This window comes from Blastococcus sp. TF02-8, from assembly GCF_003319175.1.
Lineage (GTDB): Bacteria > Actinomycetota > Actinomycetes > Mycobacteriales > Geodermatophilaceae > Blastococcus.
Genome location: NZ_QOHK01000002.1, coordinates 521,033 through 534,965 on the forward strand (window position 1 = coordinate 521,033; position 13,933 = coordinate 534,965).

Annotated in this window: 13 protein-coding genes, 3 tRNA genes and 1 pseudogene; 16 read left to right on the forward strand and 1 reads right to left on the reverse strand. The window is 71.9% G+C overall.

What is annotated here, in order from left to right; all coding sequences use genetic code 11:
• Positions 1-313: 313 nt before the first annotated feature.
• The 7 genes from DQ237_RS06660 (at position 314) to DQ237_RS06690 (ending at position 5,729) form a co-directional block, all read left to right on the forward strand.
• Complete coding sequence (locus DQ237_RS06660; protein ID WP_113798348.1) at positions 314-2,857, forward strand: bifunctional diguanylate cyclase/phosphodiesterase; 2,544 nt, start codon at positions 314-316, stop codon at positions 2,855-2,857.
• A 94-nt stretch (positions 2,858-2,951) separates the two neighbouring features.
• Positions 2,952-3,024 (forward strand) — tRNA-Thr (locus tag DQ237_RS06665).
• 56 nt (positions 3,025-3,080) lie between these two features.
• Positions 3,081-3,154, forward strand: a tRNA-Met gene (locus DQ237_RS06670).
• A gap of 104 nt (positions 3,155-3,258) precedes the next feature.
• A complete protein-coding gene (gene rpmG / locus DQ237_RS06675) occupies positions 3,259-3,423 on the forward strand; it encodes a 50S ribosomal protein L33 (protein WP_040338575.1) in 165 nt (54 codons plus the stop codon).
• A 31-nt stretch (positions 3,424-3,454) separates the two neighbouring features.
• The gene (locus DQ237_RS06680) at positions 3,455-3,898 is read left to right on the forward strand and encodes a MaoC family dehydratase N-terminal domain-containing protein (protein ID WP_113798350.1); all 444 of its coding nucleotides are present in this window, start codon (positions 3,455-3,457) and stop codon (positions 3,896-3,898) included.
• Positions 3,895-4,302, forward strand: coding sequence for a MaoC family dehydratase (locus DQ237_RS06685; RefSeq protein WP_113798594.1), 408 nt, complete (start codon positions 3,895-3,897; stop codon positions 4,300-4,302). Before DQ237_RS06680 ends, DQ237_RS06685 begins: the two co-directional genes overlap by 4 nt.
• Entirely contained in the window at positions 4,299-5,729 is a 1,431-nt protein-coding gene (locus DQ237_RS06690; protein ID WP_113798352.1) for a M1 family aminopeptidase, read from the forward strand. The genes DQ237_RS06685 and DQ237_RS06690 overlap by 4 nt, the downstream gene beginning before the upstream one ends.
• Positions 5,730-5,733: 4 nt before the next feature.
• Here DQ237_RS06690 and DQ237_RS06695 read toward each other — a convergent pair whose 3' ends face one another.
• On the reverse strand, positions 5,734-6,990 hold the full coding sequence (locus DQ237_RS06695; RefSeq protein ID WP_113798354.1) for a pyridoxal phosphate-dependent aminotransferase: 1,257 nt from the start codon (positions 6,988-6,990) through the stop codon (positions 5,734-5,736).
• Between the two features lie 229 nt (positions 6,991-7,219).
• Here DQ237_RS06695 and DQ237_RS06700 point away from each other — a divergent pair.
• The 9 genes and pseudogenes from DQ237_RS06700 (at position 7,220) to DQ237_RS06740 (ending at position 13,896) form a co-directional block, all read left to right on the forward strand.
• A tRNA-Trp gene (locus DQ237_RS06700) sits at positions 7,220-7,292 on the forward strand.
• Positions 7,293-7,437: 145 nt separating this feature from the next.
• Positions 7,438-7,950: a preprotein translocase subunit SecE gene (gene secE / locus DQ237_RS19895; protein WP_205730098.1), complete on the forward strand. Its 513-nt coding sequence runs from the start codon at positions 7,438-7,440 to the stop codon at positions 7,948-7,950.
• Positions 7,951-7,995: 45 nt separating this feature from the next.
• Complete coding sequence (nusG, locus tag DQ237_RS06710; RefSeq protein ID WP_113798356.1) at positions 7,996-8,886, forward strand: transcription termination/antitermination protein NusG; 891 nt, start codon at positions 7,996-7,998, stop codon at positions 8,884-8,886.
• A gap of 100 nt (positions 8,887-8,986) precedes the next feature.
• Positions 8,987-9,415 (forward strand): 50S ribosomal protein L11, encoded by a 429-nt coding sequence (gene rplK / locus DQ237_RS06715; protein WP_113798358.1) that lies wholly within the window; start codon positions 8,987-8,989, stop codon positions 9,413-9,415.
• Positions 9,416-9,501: 86 nt separating this feature from the next.
• Positions 9,502-10,221, forward strand: a complete 720-nt coding sequence (rplA, locus tag DQ237_RS06720) for a 50S ribosomal protein L1 (RefSeq protein ID WP_113798360.1) — start codon at positions 9,502-9,504, stop codon at positions 10,219-10,221.
• A gap of 340 nt (positions 10,222-10,561) precedes the next feature.
• Positions 10,562-11,068, forward strand: a pseudogene (gene rplJ / locus DQ237_RS06725) (50S ribosomal protein L10); the annotation flags it as partial.
• A gap of 143 nt (positions 11,069-11,211) precedes the next feature.
• Positions 11,212-11,604: a 50S ribosomal protein L7/L12 gene (gene rplL / locus DQ237_RS06730; RefSeq protein ID WP_113798364.1), complete on the forward strand. Its 393-nt coding sequence runs from the start codon at positions 11,212-11,214 to the stop codon at positions 11,602-11,604.
• A 343-nt stretch (positions 11,605-11,947) separates the two neighbouring features.
• Positions 11,948-13,084, forward strand: coding sequence for an ABC transporter ATP-binding protein (locus tag DQ237_RS06735; RefSeq protein ID WP_113798366.1), 1,137 nt, complete (start codon positions 11,948-11,950; stop codon positions 13,082-13,084).
• Between the two features lie 80 nt (positions 13,085-13,164).
• On the forward strand, positions 13,165-13,896 hold the full coding sequence (locus DQ237_RS06740; protein ID WP_113798596.1) for an ABC transporter permease: 732 nt from the start codon (positions 13,165-13,167) through the stop codon (positions 13,894-13,896).
• The last annotated feature ends 37 nt before the right edge of the window (positions 13,897-13,933 follow it).

Here is a 13,933-nt window from a genome sequence, read left to right on the forward strand (position 1 = left end):
TGGATGGCTGCCGCGCCAGCCAGTCTTTTCGTGCCCAGAGGGAGGCGCCATGAACAGCACCGTTCAGCGTGGAGGTCAGTCGGCTCGCGGGTTCAAGTGGACTCGCGGGTTCAAGTGGACTCGGCAGGCGGGCTGACCGCACCCGTCCACGGGCTCACCCGCGAGGGGCAGTCGTTCTGCTGAACGGCTGCCCCGACTCATGTTCGGCGTGCGACGTGCCGAGGTCTTCCCGGATCGATCCTCGACCGGAAGGTCTTGCGGCGGCCGTGGTCGCTGCTAGCCTTCGCCCGCCTGACGACCTGGGGGAGTCCACTTGCAGGTAGCTGAGCAGCAGGTTCACGAGCGCGGACGGGGGCGCACGCCGCGCAGCCCGTGGTTCGTGGCACTGCTCGGGCTCGTCGTCGGGGTCCCGGTCGCCGTGTTCGTGCTGCTCGGTGGCCCGTTGACCGTGGACGTCCCGGTGCTCCTGGCGGTCCTGTGCACCGCGATCGTGGCGGAGCGGCTCAACGTGCACGTCGAGTTCCGGCGGCAGAGCTTCCACAGTTCCGCCAGTGAGCTCGCCTTCGTGCTCGCCCTCGTGGAGCTGGGCGGGGCGTGGACGGCTGTGACCCGAGCGGCAGCGGTCGCGTTGGTCCTGTCCACACAGCGCCTCCCCGCCGCCAAGGTCGTCTTCAACGCGGCCGTCGCCGTGATCGAGGCCGGGGTCGCGGTAGCGGTTCTCGCCGTTCTGCCCGCCGGTGACGTCACCGAGCCCCGGTCGTGGGTCTCCTACCTGCTCGCGATCTTCGCGGCCAACGTCGTGTCCGCGGTCCTCGTGGCAGGCGCCATCACGTTGGCGCAGGGATACCCGGGGCGCGCGATCTGGGTCGGCATCCTCGTGCCACTGGTGGTGGTGGGCCCGGTGGCCGTGCTCATCGGCCTGGCCATCCTGCTCCTGCTGCACGTCACCGTCTGGGCGTGGCTGATCATGACGCCGCTCGCGGCGGCTCTGGTGCTGCTCCACCGCCGGTTCGCGGCAGTCACGCAGGAGAGCCAGTCCCTGGAGCGGGTGTACGACTTCGCGCGCCGCGTCGAGGAGGTGCAGTCCGACGAGGCCGGTACGCGGCAGATCGTCCAGGCGGTGCGCGAGCTGCTCAACGCCGAGCGCGTCGCCCTCTGGCTGCCGCCCTACCTCGACGAGGGGCCGCGACTCGTCGTCGTCACCGAGGACGGTGCCGACTGGTACGACGGCCCCGGCGACCCGGACGACCTGCTGCGTCGCCGCGCGGTCGCTTCGGCCGACGGCGTCATCCACGTCGCCGCCGCCCGGGCCGACGAGGCCGAGCGTGCCGCCCTCGCCCGGCGCGGGGTCTCCGACCTGCTGGGGGCGCCGGTCACGACGGCGGCCGGCGAGCCGGGCTACCTCGAGGTGTGCGACCGCCGCAGCGACCTGGTCACGTTCAGCACCAGCGAGCGGGGCGCGCTCGACTCGATGCTCACCCACGTCAACGCGGCCATCCGGCAGCAGCAGCTGCTCACCCGCATCCGCTACGACGCCGACCACGACCGGCTGACCGGCCTGCCCAACCGCCAGCGGCTCTCCGCGGAGATCGACGAGCTCCTCTCCGCCGGTTCCTCCCGTGTGCGGGCCGGGCTGATCCTCGCCTCCCTCGGCACCTACGCCGACGTCACCGACACCCTCGGCCACGCCGCGAGCGACGAGCTGCTCCTGGTCACCGCCGGGCTGCTCCGGGAGCACGCCCCGCCGCGCGCGCTGCTGGCCCGCATGGAGCGGGAGCAGTTCGCCGTCCTCCTCCCGGGCCTGTCCCTCGCCGCCACCGAGCAGGCCGCACGCCGGCTGCGCGAGGCCGCGGCCACCCGTGTCCGCGTCGCAGGGCTGGACCTGGAGGTGTCGCTCAGCCTCGGTGTCGTCGCCACGCCGATGCACGGCACCGACGCCGGCGTCCTCATGCAGCGGGCCGACGTCGCGCTGCTGGCCGCGGAGGAGTCCGGCGGTGTGGCCAGCTACCACCCCGTCCTGGACCAGCAGAGCCTCCGCCGTCTCCAGCTGGGGACCGAGCTCGAGCAGGCGATGGCCGACGGTCAGATCACCGTGGTCTTCCAGCCGGTCGTCGAGGCCCAGTCCAACGACATCGTCTCGGTCGAGACGTTGGTCCGGTGGGTCCACCCGCGCTACGGGAACGTCCCGCCGGAGGAGGTCATCGGGCTGGCCGAGCAGATCGGTCGCATCGGTGCGGTGACCGACCACGTCCTGGACCTCGCACTCGCCCGCTGCCGCCGCTGGCTCGACCAGGGCATCGCCCTGGCGGTGGCGGTGAACGTGTCCGCGCGCTCGCTGGCCGAGCCGGACCTCGTCGACCGCATCCGCGGCGCGCTGGAGCGCCACCAGGTCCCCGGTGAGCTGCTGATCCTGGAGCTCACCGAGAGCAGCGTCGTCGACGACGCCGTCCGCGAGTCCTCGGTGCTCGACGACCTGCACGACCTCGGGCTGAGGCTGTCCATGGACGACTTCGGCACCGGCTACTCGTCGCTGTCGCAGCTGCGCCAGCTGCCCATCGACGAGCTGAAGATCGACAAGTCCTTCGTGCTCACGATGGCGACGAGCCAGGGGGAGTCGTTCATCGCCCGGTCGATCATCGAGCTCGCCCACAACCTGGGGCTGTGCGTCGTCGCCGAGGGCGTCGAGGACGAGATGACCCGCAACCAGCTGACCACGATGGGCTGCGACAAGCTGCAGGGCTTCCTGATCAGCCGCCCGCTGCCCGAGGACCGGCTGGAGAAGTGGCTCCTCGCCCGGGCGGGCGTTCGGTCGGCAGCGCCCGGCGACGCCCACCGCAGGCTCTTCGTCCGCACCTGACCCCTGTCGGCGCGACGCGGCGCGCGGGCTCCCGGGGGTCCCTGCAGAGGGGGTGCGGGCGTCGGGTACAGTCTTCGATGGCTCCTCGGAGCAAGCCCCTTTAGCTCAGTCGGCAGAGCGTCTCCATGGTAAGGAGAAGGTCTACGGTTCGATTCCGTAAAGGGGCTCTGGCAGTAAGCTGACCGGCCGGTCCAGTCGCGAGACCGGGCCGCACGGTCGTCCCGGCGGTGTAGCTCAGCCTGGTAGAGCAAGCGGCTCATAATCGCTGTGTCACCGGTTCAAGTCCGGTCACCGCTACTCCCGACGGACCCCGCACCCCGGGGTCCGTCGTCGTGTCGGCCTCGCCGGCGCGACACCAGGTCCCGTTCCCGGGACCTGTCCCACAAGGCTAGGAGCACTCCATGGCAGCCACCGATGTCCGTCCGAAGATCACCCTGGCCTGCCAGGACTGCAAGAACCGCAACTACATCACCCGCAAGAACCGTCGGAACGACCCCGACCGGCTCGAGCTGATGAAGTACTGCCCGCGTGAGCGCAAGCACACGTTGCACCGCGAGACCCGCTGACGGTCTCCGACAGCTGAGCGAGGGCGGGAGCATGGCGCTGGACCGGGAACTGGTCGGGCGCAGCTACCCGCCCTCTGCCGTCTACGAGGTCGGCCGCGCCAAGATCGCGGAGTTCGCGGCCGCGGTCGGCACCGACGACCCGGTGCACCGTGACGTCGAGGCGGCCCGCGCGGCCGGGCACCCCGACGTGATCGCGCCGCCCACCTTCGCCGTCGTGGTGAGCCTCGAGGCCGCCTTCGTCGTGCTGGGCGATCCCGACGTCGGCCTGGACTACAGCCGGGTGGTCCACGGCGAGCAGAAGTTCGTCCACCACCGCCCGATCCGGGCCGGGGACCGGCTGGTCGCGGTCACCACCATCGATGCCGCCCGGACGGTCGCGGGCAACGACCTCCTCACCGCCCGCGTGGAACTGACCACCGAGGACGGCGAGGCCGTGTGCACCGCGACGTCGATGCTCGTGGCGAGGGGCGCATGACCGCCGAGGTGGGCACCGAGCTCCCGGAGCAGGTCTTCCGCGTCACCCGCGCGGACCTGGTCCGCTACGCCGGGGCGTCCGGTGACTTCAACCCGATCCACTGGAACGAGCGGGTCGCGCGCGAGGTCGGCCTGCCCGGCGTCATCGCCCACGGCATGTTCACGATGGCGCTGGCCGGCCGTGCCGTCACCGCCTGGACCGGGGATCCCGCGGCTCTCGTCGAGTACCAGGTGCGCTTCGGCCGTCCGGTCGTCGTGCCCGACGACGACGCCGGCGCCGAGCTCACCGTCCGCGGCAAGGTCGCCGCCCTCCTGGACGACGGCCGCGCGCGGGTGGACCTGACCGTGACCAGCGAAGGGGAGAAGGTCCTCTCCCTCGCCCGCGCGGTCGTGCGCCTGCCGTGATCGGGCGGCGGTCGGGCTGCGCCCTGGCCGGCCTGCTGCTGCTCTCGGGGTGCACCTCGTTCGCCGAGGGTGATCCGGAGCGCGACCACGCGCCGCCTGCCGCCTCCCCGACGTCGTCGGACCCGGCCGCGTGCCCGGACGGGCGCGCTGCGCCCGATCCCGACCGGCCGGAGATCGCCTACGACTTCCGCCTCGCCGACGACCTGCGCACGGTCACCGGCAGCGAGACCGTCGTCTTCACCCCGGACCTGCCCACCGACGAGCTGGTGTTCCGGCTCGTCCCCAACGCACCGGAGTCCGCGCCGGCCGGCAACCGGCTGGTCGTCGACCGCGCGCGCGGGGACGACGTCAGGGACGGCGGCTACGAGGAGGCCGGTGGCGCGGCGCCGGGCGGGCTCTACGTGGTGCGCCTCGACGACGAGCTGGCCGCGGGGGAGTCCACCGAGGTCCGGCTCGACTTCACGCTCGCCATCGGCGAGGGCGGGTTCGAGCGCTTCGGGGTCGCCGAGGGCATCACCTGGTGGGGGAGCGGTGCCCCTCTGCTCGCCTGGGAGCCGGGCACCGGGTGGGCGCGGGACCCGTTCGTCGGACTGACCGGGGAGACCGCGACCAGTCCCGCCGCGGACACGAGGGTCACGGTGTCGGCTCCCGAGCAGCTCACCGTGCTGGTGACCGGTGCGATGACGAGCCCGTCCGAGCCGCGGGACGGACGTCGGACCTGGCGGTCGACGGACCCGGTGGCCCGCGACGTCGCCGTCGCGGCCGGCCCGTTCGCCACGGCGGAGCAGCGGACGCCGGGAGGCGTGCTGGTCCGGGTCGGGGCGCTGGTCGACGGCGAACTCGAGCCGTCGGACCTGCTCGCCGACACCCTGGACGCGATCGCGCGGCTCGAGTCGTTCCTCGGCCCCTTCCCGTACGAGACGCTCGGCGTCGCCCTGCTGCCCGACTTCGGCGGCGGGATCGAGTACCCAAGCATGATCCTCGAGGCCACGCCGAGCGCCGACGTGCTCCTCCACGAAATCGCGCACATGTGGTTCTACGGAATGGTCGGCAACTCGCAGTTCCGCGACCCCTGGCTCGACGAGGCGTTCGCGACGTGGGCCGCGGCGGTGCCCGACCCGCCGCCGGCACGCGCCCTGGAGTCGGCGCTGGCCCGGGACGGCGACGTCGGTGGCGCCATGGACGACTTCGACCGCGACGGGTCCTACGTGGCCACCGTCTACGGGAAGGGCGGGGCAGCGCTCCTGGCCGCGCGGGAGGCCGCCGGCCCGGAGGCGTTCGACGCGGCGATCCGGTGCTACGCCGACGCCACGGCGTGGCAGATCGCCACGCCGGCCGACCTCGGCGCGGCCCTGGCCGAGCTTCCCGCAGCGGTCGAGCTGCTGGTCGAGGCCGGGGCGCTCGACCCCCCGGACGTCCCCCGCTGAGCGGTCAGCCGGCCGAGCCCAGCAGGCGCTGCATGCGCGTCACGCCCTCGACGAGGTCGTCGTCGCCCAGCGCGTAGGACATCCGGATGTAGCCCGGGGTGCCGAACGCCTCGCCGGGGACGACGGCGACCTCCGCCTGCTCGAGGACGAGCTCCGCCAGCTCGGCGCTGGTCTCCGCGGTGCGCCCGCCGATCGGCCGACCCAGGAGCCCCTTCACCGAGGGGTAGACGTAGAACGCGCCCTGCGGCTCGGGGCAGGCGATGCCCGGGATCTCGCGCAGCATCGACACGATCGTCGTCCGACGACGGTCGAAGGCCTCGCGCATCGCGGCGGCCGCCGAGAGATCGCCGGTCAGCGCCGCGATCGCCGCGGCCTGGGAGACGTTGGCGACGTTGGAGGTGGCGTGCGACTGCAGGTTGGTCGCCGCCTTCACGACGTCGGCCGGGCCGGCGATCCAGCCCACCCGCCAGCCGGTCATCGCGTAGGTCTTGGCCACACCGTTGACGACCACGCAGCGGTCGGCGAGCTCGGGCACCACGACCGGCATCGACGGCGCGCCGACCCCGCCGTAGGTCAGGTGCTCGTAGATCTCGTCGGTCAGCACCCAGAGCCCCGCCTCCAGGGCCCAGCGGCCGATCTCCTCGACCTGCTCTGCCGGGTACACCGCGCCGGTGGGGTTGGAGGGCGAGCAGAAGAGCAAGGCCTTGGTGCGCGGGGTGCGCGCGGCCTCCAGCTGGGCGGCCGACACCAGGTAGCCGCTCTGCTCGTCGGCCACGACCGGGACCGGGACGCCGCCGGCCAGCCGGATCGCCTCGGGGTAGGTCGTCCAGTAGGGCGCGGGGACGAGCACCTGGTCGCCCGGGTCGAGCATGGTCGCGAAGGCCTCGTACACGGCCTGCTTGCCGCCGTTGGTCACCAGGACCTGCGACGCGGTGAGCTGCAGCCCGGAGTCGCGAGCCGTCTTGGCGACGATCGCCTCCTTGAGCGCGGGCAGCCCGCCGGCGGGCGTGTACCGGTGCATGGCCGGGTTCCGGGCGGCGGCGATCGCCGCCTCGACGATGTAGTCGGGGGTGGGGAAGTCCGGCTCCCCGGCGCCGAACCCGATGACCGGCTTCCCGGCCGCCTTGAGGGCCTTCGCCTTGGCGTCGACGGCCAGCGTCGCGGACTCGGCGATCGCGCCGATGCGACGGGAGACGCGGCGCTCGGCAGGCGGCAGCGCGGTCGAGGGGGCGGCGGACTCCGGGGCGGAGGCGGCGGTCATGGGACCCATCGTGTCAAAGTCGGCGCGTGGGCGGAGGGCCCGCCCGCTCGGGACCCGGTCCGGCCACCGGCAGGGGTGGGACCGGTGGGACGTTGGCTGCACACCGGGACGGTCCCGTACACTTGCGTCCCTGGGGCTGTTGACCCCGCCACCGGCGTGCCCCGGATCTCCTCGGAGGTCGGGGTGCGGCTGCGGCGAGGCGGTCGCCCCGGAGCCCTTCCCAGGGCACAGGGGTGTAGCTCAATTGGCAGAGCAGCGGTCTCCAAAACCGCAGGCTGCAGGTTCAAGTCCTGTCACCCCTGCCCGTGCCGCCGGTCCACCGGCGACGAGCACGCCCGCACCACAGCGCGACCCGGCAGCACAGCACGACCCAGCAGCACAGCACGAGGCACCACCGACCGACGGCCCTCGCGGGAGAGGCCACCACCACGAGGCGAGCGAGGCGCAGTGAGCGACGAGAAGCCGGGCCGCGACGACGACGCGCGCGCCGCCTCTGACGCGGAGCTCACCGACGAGCAGCTCGACCGCGAGGCGCCGGGTGTCGACGACGCCGCGGCGCTCGAGGCGGCCGAGGACGAGGTGGCGAGCGAGGCCGCGACCGACGAGGACAAGGTCGTCGCGACCCCGTCCCGCCGTCGGGGCCGGATCACCGCCGACGACGAGGACGAGGAGCCGGCCGGTCGCGCGGCGCGCAGCGCCTCGCGGCCCGTGCGCGAAGGCGCCGGCACCCGCTCCCGCGCGGCGGCCGAGCGGGCGCGGGCGGAAGAGCTCCGGCCTCGCCGCTCGATCATGCGGTTCCTCCGCGAGGTCGTCGCCGAGCTGCGCAAGGTCATCTGGCCGGGCCGTCGCGAGCTGATCACCTACACCACCGTCGTCATCGTGTTCGTGACGTTCATCGTCGCGCTGGTGGCCGGGCTGGACCTGCTCTTCGCACGGGGCGTGATCGCCGTCTTCGGCTGACCTCCGCACCGTGCCGCTCCGCCCCCTGACAAGGAAGAGACCTCTGTGACCGACCCCCGCGAGCCCTTCGAGACCGACAGTGCGGTCGAAGGCACCGACCTGGACGACGCCCGCTTCGACGAGCGCGGTTCCGCCGACGTCGAGACCGGCGCCGGTGAGACCGGTGCCGCCGAGGGGTCCAGCGACACCGCCGACCTGCAGACCGACACCGAGGTCTCCGACGTCGTCCCCGAGATCGAGGACGGCGACACCGACAGCCTGGCGAGCGACCCGCTGGCCGCCCCGGCCCCCGACTCCGACGTCACGGCGGAGGAGGACGAGGACCCGGTCGAGGCGATGAAGAAGGCGCTGCGGATCGCCCCGGGCGACTGGTACGTCGTCCACTCGTACGCCGGTTACGAGAACAAGGTGAAGACCAACCTCGAGGCGCGCATCCAGTCCCTCGACGTGGAGGACTACATCTACCAGATCGAGGTGCCCACCGAGGAGGTCACCGAGATCAAGAACGGCAAGCGCTCGCAGGTCAACCGCAAGGTCCTGCCCGGGTACCTGCTGGTGCGCATGGAGCTCAACGACGAGTCGTGGGGCGCGGTCCGCAACACCCCCGGCGTCACCGGCTTCGTCGGCGCGACCTCCAAGCCGTCGCCGCTGACGATCGACGAGGTCGTGAAGATCCTGGTGCCGGCCACCGCGCCCCAGGCGCCCCGCACCGCCGAGGCCGCCGCCTCCGGTGGTGGCGCCGCAGCGGCCGCGCCGGCGCCCGTCGTCGACTTCGAGGTCGGCGAGTCGGTCACCGTCATGGACGGCCCGTTCGCGACGCTGCCCGCCACCATCAACGAGATCAACGCCGAACAGCAGAAGCTGCAGGTGCTGGTCTCCATCTTCGGCCGCGAGACGCCCGTCGAGCTGTCGTTCAACCAGGTGTCCAAGATCTAGGACCCCCTCGCCCCCGCGCCTCGCAGGCTCGGCACGGGCCCCTGCGAGGGGGCCTTCCAGCCAAGACCACGAGCACACGTCACGACACAGAAGGAAAGTCATGCCCCCCAGGAAGCGGTTGACCGCGGTCATCAAGCTCCAGATCAACGCCGGTGCGGCCACCCCCGCGCCGCCCGTGGGTCCGGCGCTGGGCCAGCACGGCGTCAACATCATGGAGTTCTGCAAGGCGTACAACGCCGCGACCGAGTCGCAGCGCGGCAACGTCATCCCCGTGGAGATCTCGGTCTTCGAGGACCGGACCTTCACCTTCGTCACCAAGACCCCGCCGGCCGCGCGCATGCTGCTCAAGGCCGCCGGTGTCGACAAGGGGTCGGGCGAGCCGCACAAGACCAAGGTCGCCACCGTCACCCGTGACCAGGTCCGCGAGATCGCCACCACCAAGATGGCCGACCTCAACGCCAACGACCTGGACCAGGCCGAGAAGATCATCGCCGGCACCGCCCGGTCGATGGGCATCACGGTCGTCTGAACCAGCACCACCCAGCAGTAGTGGGAGGGCCGCGCCGGCCCGTTCACCACGTGACCGGGGCGCCCAGCCCCCGGAGAGGAACCACCATGGCGAAGCACGGCAAGAAGTACCGCTCCGTGGCCGACAAGGTCGACCGCGACAACCTGTACAGCCCGCTGCAGGCGGCTGCGCTGGCGAAGGAGACGTCGACGACGTCCTACGACGCCACCGTCGAGGTCGCGATGCGTCTCGGCGTCGACCCCCGCAAGGCCGACCAGATGGTCCGCGGCACGGTCAACCTGCCCCACGGCACCGGCAAGACCGCCCGCGTCATCGTCTTCGCCACGGGCGACAAGGCCGCCGAGGCCGAGGCCGCCGGTGCCGACGTCGTCGGCTCGGACGACCTGATCGAGCGCATCCAGGGCGGCTTCCTGGACTTCGACGCCGCGATCGCGACGCCGGACCAGATGGCGAAGGTCGGTCGCATCGCGCGCGTCCTCGGCCCCCGTGGCCTGATGCCGAACCCCAAGACCGGCACCGTGACCCCCGACGTCACCAAGGCCGTCAACGACATCAAGGGCGGAAAGATCAACTTCCGCGTGGACAAGCAGGCCAACCTGCACCTGGTGATCGGCAAGACGTCGTTCGACCAGGAGAAGCTGGTCGAGAACTACGCCGCCGCACTGGACGAGGTGCTCCGCGCCAAGCCCGCGGCCGCCAAGGGGCGGTACCTCAAGAAGGTCACCATCTCCACGACGATGGGCCCGGGCATCCCGGTCGACCCGAACCGCACCCGCAACCTGACGGTGGACGAGCCGACGGCGTGATCCGCTGAACACCGGGGCCCCGCAGCGCACGTCGCTGCGGGGCCCTCGTCGTCGTCCGGTCACCCGCTCGGTGCCGGGTGCGACGCCTCTCCTCGAGGCGCCGTCGTGACGACATGTATGCTTCTGCTGTTCCCCCCAAGACCGCTGGTCGTCGCACGTCCGCGTGCGATCGAAGGTCCCGGAGCTCCGGGCGACCCGCGCAGGAGGACGGTTCGATCGTCGGGCGCTCGCGCCCGCCCTCGCCCCGTGCGCCCTGCGCCGGGGCGTTCTCTGTCTCCGGGCGTCGATCGCCCGTCGTCGTGCAGCGTCCAGGGGTCGCCCGACAGACGAGAGGAGGCCCATGCCCACGCAGGCGAAGGCCGCGGTGATCGACGAGATCACCGAGCGGTTCCAGAACTCGAGTGCGGCGGTGCTCACCGAGTACCGCGGGCTGACCGTGGCCCAGCTGACCCAGCTGCGCCGTTCCCTCGGTGAGGGCAGCAGCTACGCCGTCGTCAAGAACACCCTGACGAAGCGTGCGGCGGACTCGGTCGGCTTCTCCGACCTCGGCCCGCTGCTCAACGGCCCCACCGCGATCGCCTTCATCGAGGGCGACCCGGTGAACGCGGCCAAGGCCATCCGTGACTTCGCGCGCGCCAACCCGCTGCTCGTCGTCAAGGGTGGCGTGGTCGAGGGCCGCACGGTCGACGCCGCCGAGGTCACCCGCCTCGCCGACGTCGAGAGCCGTGAGGTCCTGCTGGCCAAGCTGGCCGGCGCGATGAAGGGCAACCTGTCCAAGGCGGCCGGGCTGTTCCAGGCCCCGCTGTCGCAGGTCGCCCGTCTCGCCGCCGCGCTGCAGGAGAAGAAGCCCGCCGCCCCGGCGGACGACGCGGCCCCGGCCGCGGAGGCTCCTGCCGCCGACGACACCGCTGCTGCTGACACCACCCCCGACACGACCGACGCTGCCGCGGACGCCGCGGCCAGCGACGCCTGACCCACAAGGAGATAGAGATGGCCAAGCTGTCCACCGCGGACCTGCTCGACGCGTTCAAGGAGATGACCCTCCTCGAGCTGTCCGACTTCGTGAAGCAGTTCGAGGAGACCTTCGAGGTCACCGCTGCTGCCCCCGTCGCCGTGGCTGCCGCCCCGGCCGCCGGTGGTGGCGACGGCGGCGCTGCCGCTGCCGAGGAGCAGGACGAGTTCGACGTCATCCTCGAGAGCGCCGGCGACAAGAAGATCCAGGTCATCAAGGAGGTGCGCGGCCTGACCTCGCTCGGCCTCAAGGAGGCCAAGGACCTGGTCGACAACGCGCCGAAGCCGATCCTGGAGAAGGTCGCCAAGGACGCCGCGGACAAGGCCAAGGCCGCCCTCGAGGGCGCCGGCGCCACCGTCACCGTCAAGTGACCGACCCCGTCCTGCCCACCCTTCGCTAGCTCAGGGTGGGTCCCGGGACGGGCCCGTTCCATCGCGTCGCCTCGCGGCTTCGCCGCACAGGGGTCGTCCTCCCGTTCGGGAGGGCGGCCCCTGTCGCATTTCCGGGTGGTTCTCGATCGGGAGGAGAGATGGGGGTCACCCGTTTCGCGTGATGCACGTAACCTTGGCTCCACACGTTCGTTACTGACCGGTAGTGGTGCGGGGCCGGGCATCTCGGGATGCGCGGGTATCCGGTCTGCCGCACACTGCCGGGGCCTGCCATAGCGGCGGGGCGGGGACCGGCAGCAGAGCCGGAGCAGGAGGCGGGAGACACGTGGGCGTCGCAGTCGAGGTCACCGGGCTGACCAAGTCGTTCGGCAGCCAGAACATCTGGAGCGACGTCACGCTGACCTTGCCCCCGGGCGAGATCTCGGTCCTGCTCGGCCCCTCCGGGACCGGCAAGTCGGTGTTCCTGAAGTCCCTGGTCGGGCTGCTCAAGCCCGAGAAGGGCTCGATCATCATCAGCGACACCGACATCGTCACCTGCAGCGAGCACAAGCTCTACGACGTCCGCCGGCTGTTCGGCGTCCTGTTCCAGGACGGTGCCCTGTTCGGGTCGATGAGCCTGTACGACAACATCGCCTTCCCCCTGCGCGAGCACACCAAGAAGAGCGAGTCCGACATCCGCAACATCGTCCTCGAGAAGATGGAGATGGTCGGCCTCCAGGGCGCCGAGGGGAAGCTCCCCGGCGAGATCTCCGGCGGTATGCGCAAGCGTGCCGGTCTGGCCCGGGCGTTGGTGCTCGATCCCGAGGTCATCCTCTTCGACGAGCCGGACTCCGGCCTGGACCCCGTCCGCGTGGCCTACCTCAACCAGCTGATCGTCGACCTGAACGCCCAGATCGACGCCACCTTCCTCATCGTCACGCACGACATCGGCACCGCCCGGACGGTGCCCGACAACCTGGGGCTGCTCTTCCGCCGCCACCTGGCGATGTTCGGTCCGCGCGAGCAGCTGCTCACCTCGCAGGAACCGGTCGTCCGGCAGTTCCTGAACGGCCGTCGCGAGGGCCCGATCGGCATGAGCGAGGAGAAGGACGTCGCCCAGGTGGAGGCCGAGATGGCGGCCCTGGAGGCCCGGGGTGGCGACGCCCACAACGGGGTCGGGCCCAAGGGTGCTTCCGGCGGCGACGCCGTTCCCCCGCAGCTGGACCCCTCCCCGGGCCTGCCCGAGCGCAAGGCCGTCCGCCGCCGCCAGGAGCGGGTCGCCCGCATGCTGCACGAGTTCGACGAGGAGACGCAGGCCGCGATCCGCAAGTCGCTGCCCGAGGACCTGCTCGCCCAGGCCGAGTCCGGTGCCTTCACCCCCACCCCCGGCCAGGGTGGCCGCCACTGGGCGCCGGAGGCGAACGCAGGTCAGGGGAGCTCCACCGCCACGGCCGTCCTGCCCCGGTCCGGCGGTGAGGGGTGACCACGACCGACAAGCCCAAGGCGCCCGGGCTCCTCGACGGGAAGCTCTCCCCGACGCGGCCGGTCGCGGCCAGCGGGAAGCTGTTCGCCTTCGCGCTCGACGTCGTCCGTGCGCTGCCCAAGCGACCGTTCCAGCTGCGCGAGTTCATCCAGCAGACCTGGTTCATCGCCAGCGTCACGATCCTGCCCACCGCTCTGGTGGCGATCCCGTTCGGCGCGGTCATCGCGCTGCAGCTGGGCTCGCTGACCCGTCAGCTGGGTGCCCAGTCCTTCACCGGGTCCGCGTCGGTGCTGGCGGTGCTCCGCGAGGCGAGCCCGATCGTGACCGCCCTGCTGATCGCCGGTGCGGGTGGCTCGGCGATCTGCGCCGACCTGGGCGCACGCAAGATCCGCGACGAGATCGACGCGATGGAGGTCCTGGGCATCAGTCCGATCCAGCGCCTGGTCGTGCCCCGCGTGCTCGGCGCGATGCTGGTCGCCGTCCTGCTCAACGGCCTGGTGAGCGTCGTCGGCGTGGCCGGTGGCTACTTCTTCAACGTCATCCTCCAGGGCGGGACGCCCGGGGCCTACCTGGCCTCGTTCAGCGCGCTCGCGCAGGTGGCGGACTTCTGGTCGGGTGAGATCAAGGCGCTCGTGTTCGGTCTCATCGCCGGCATCGTGGCCGCCTACAAGGGCCTCAACGCCGGCGGCGGGCCCAAGGGCGTGGGTGACGCGGTCAACCAGTCCGTGGTCATCACGTTCCTGCTGCTGTTCGCGGTCAACTTCGTGATGACCGCGTTGTACTTCCAGCTCGTACCGCCGAAGGGGGCGTGATGGCGCTCCTCTCACCCACCGACCGCGTCCGGGTCGG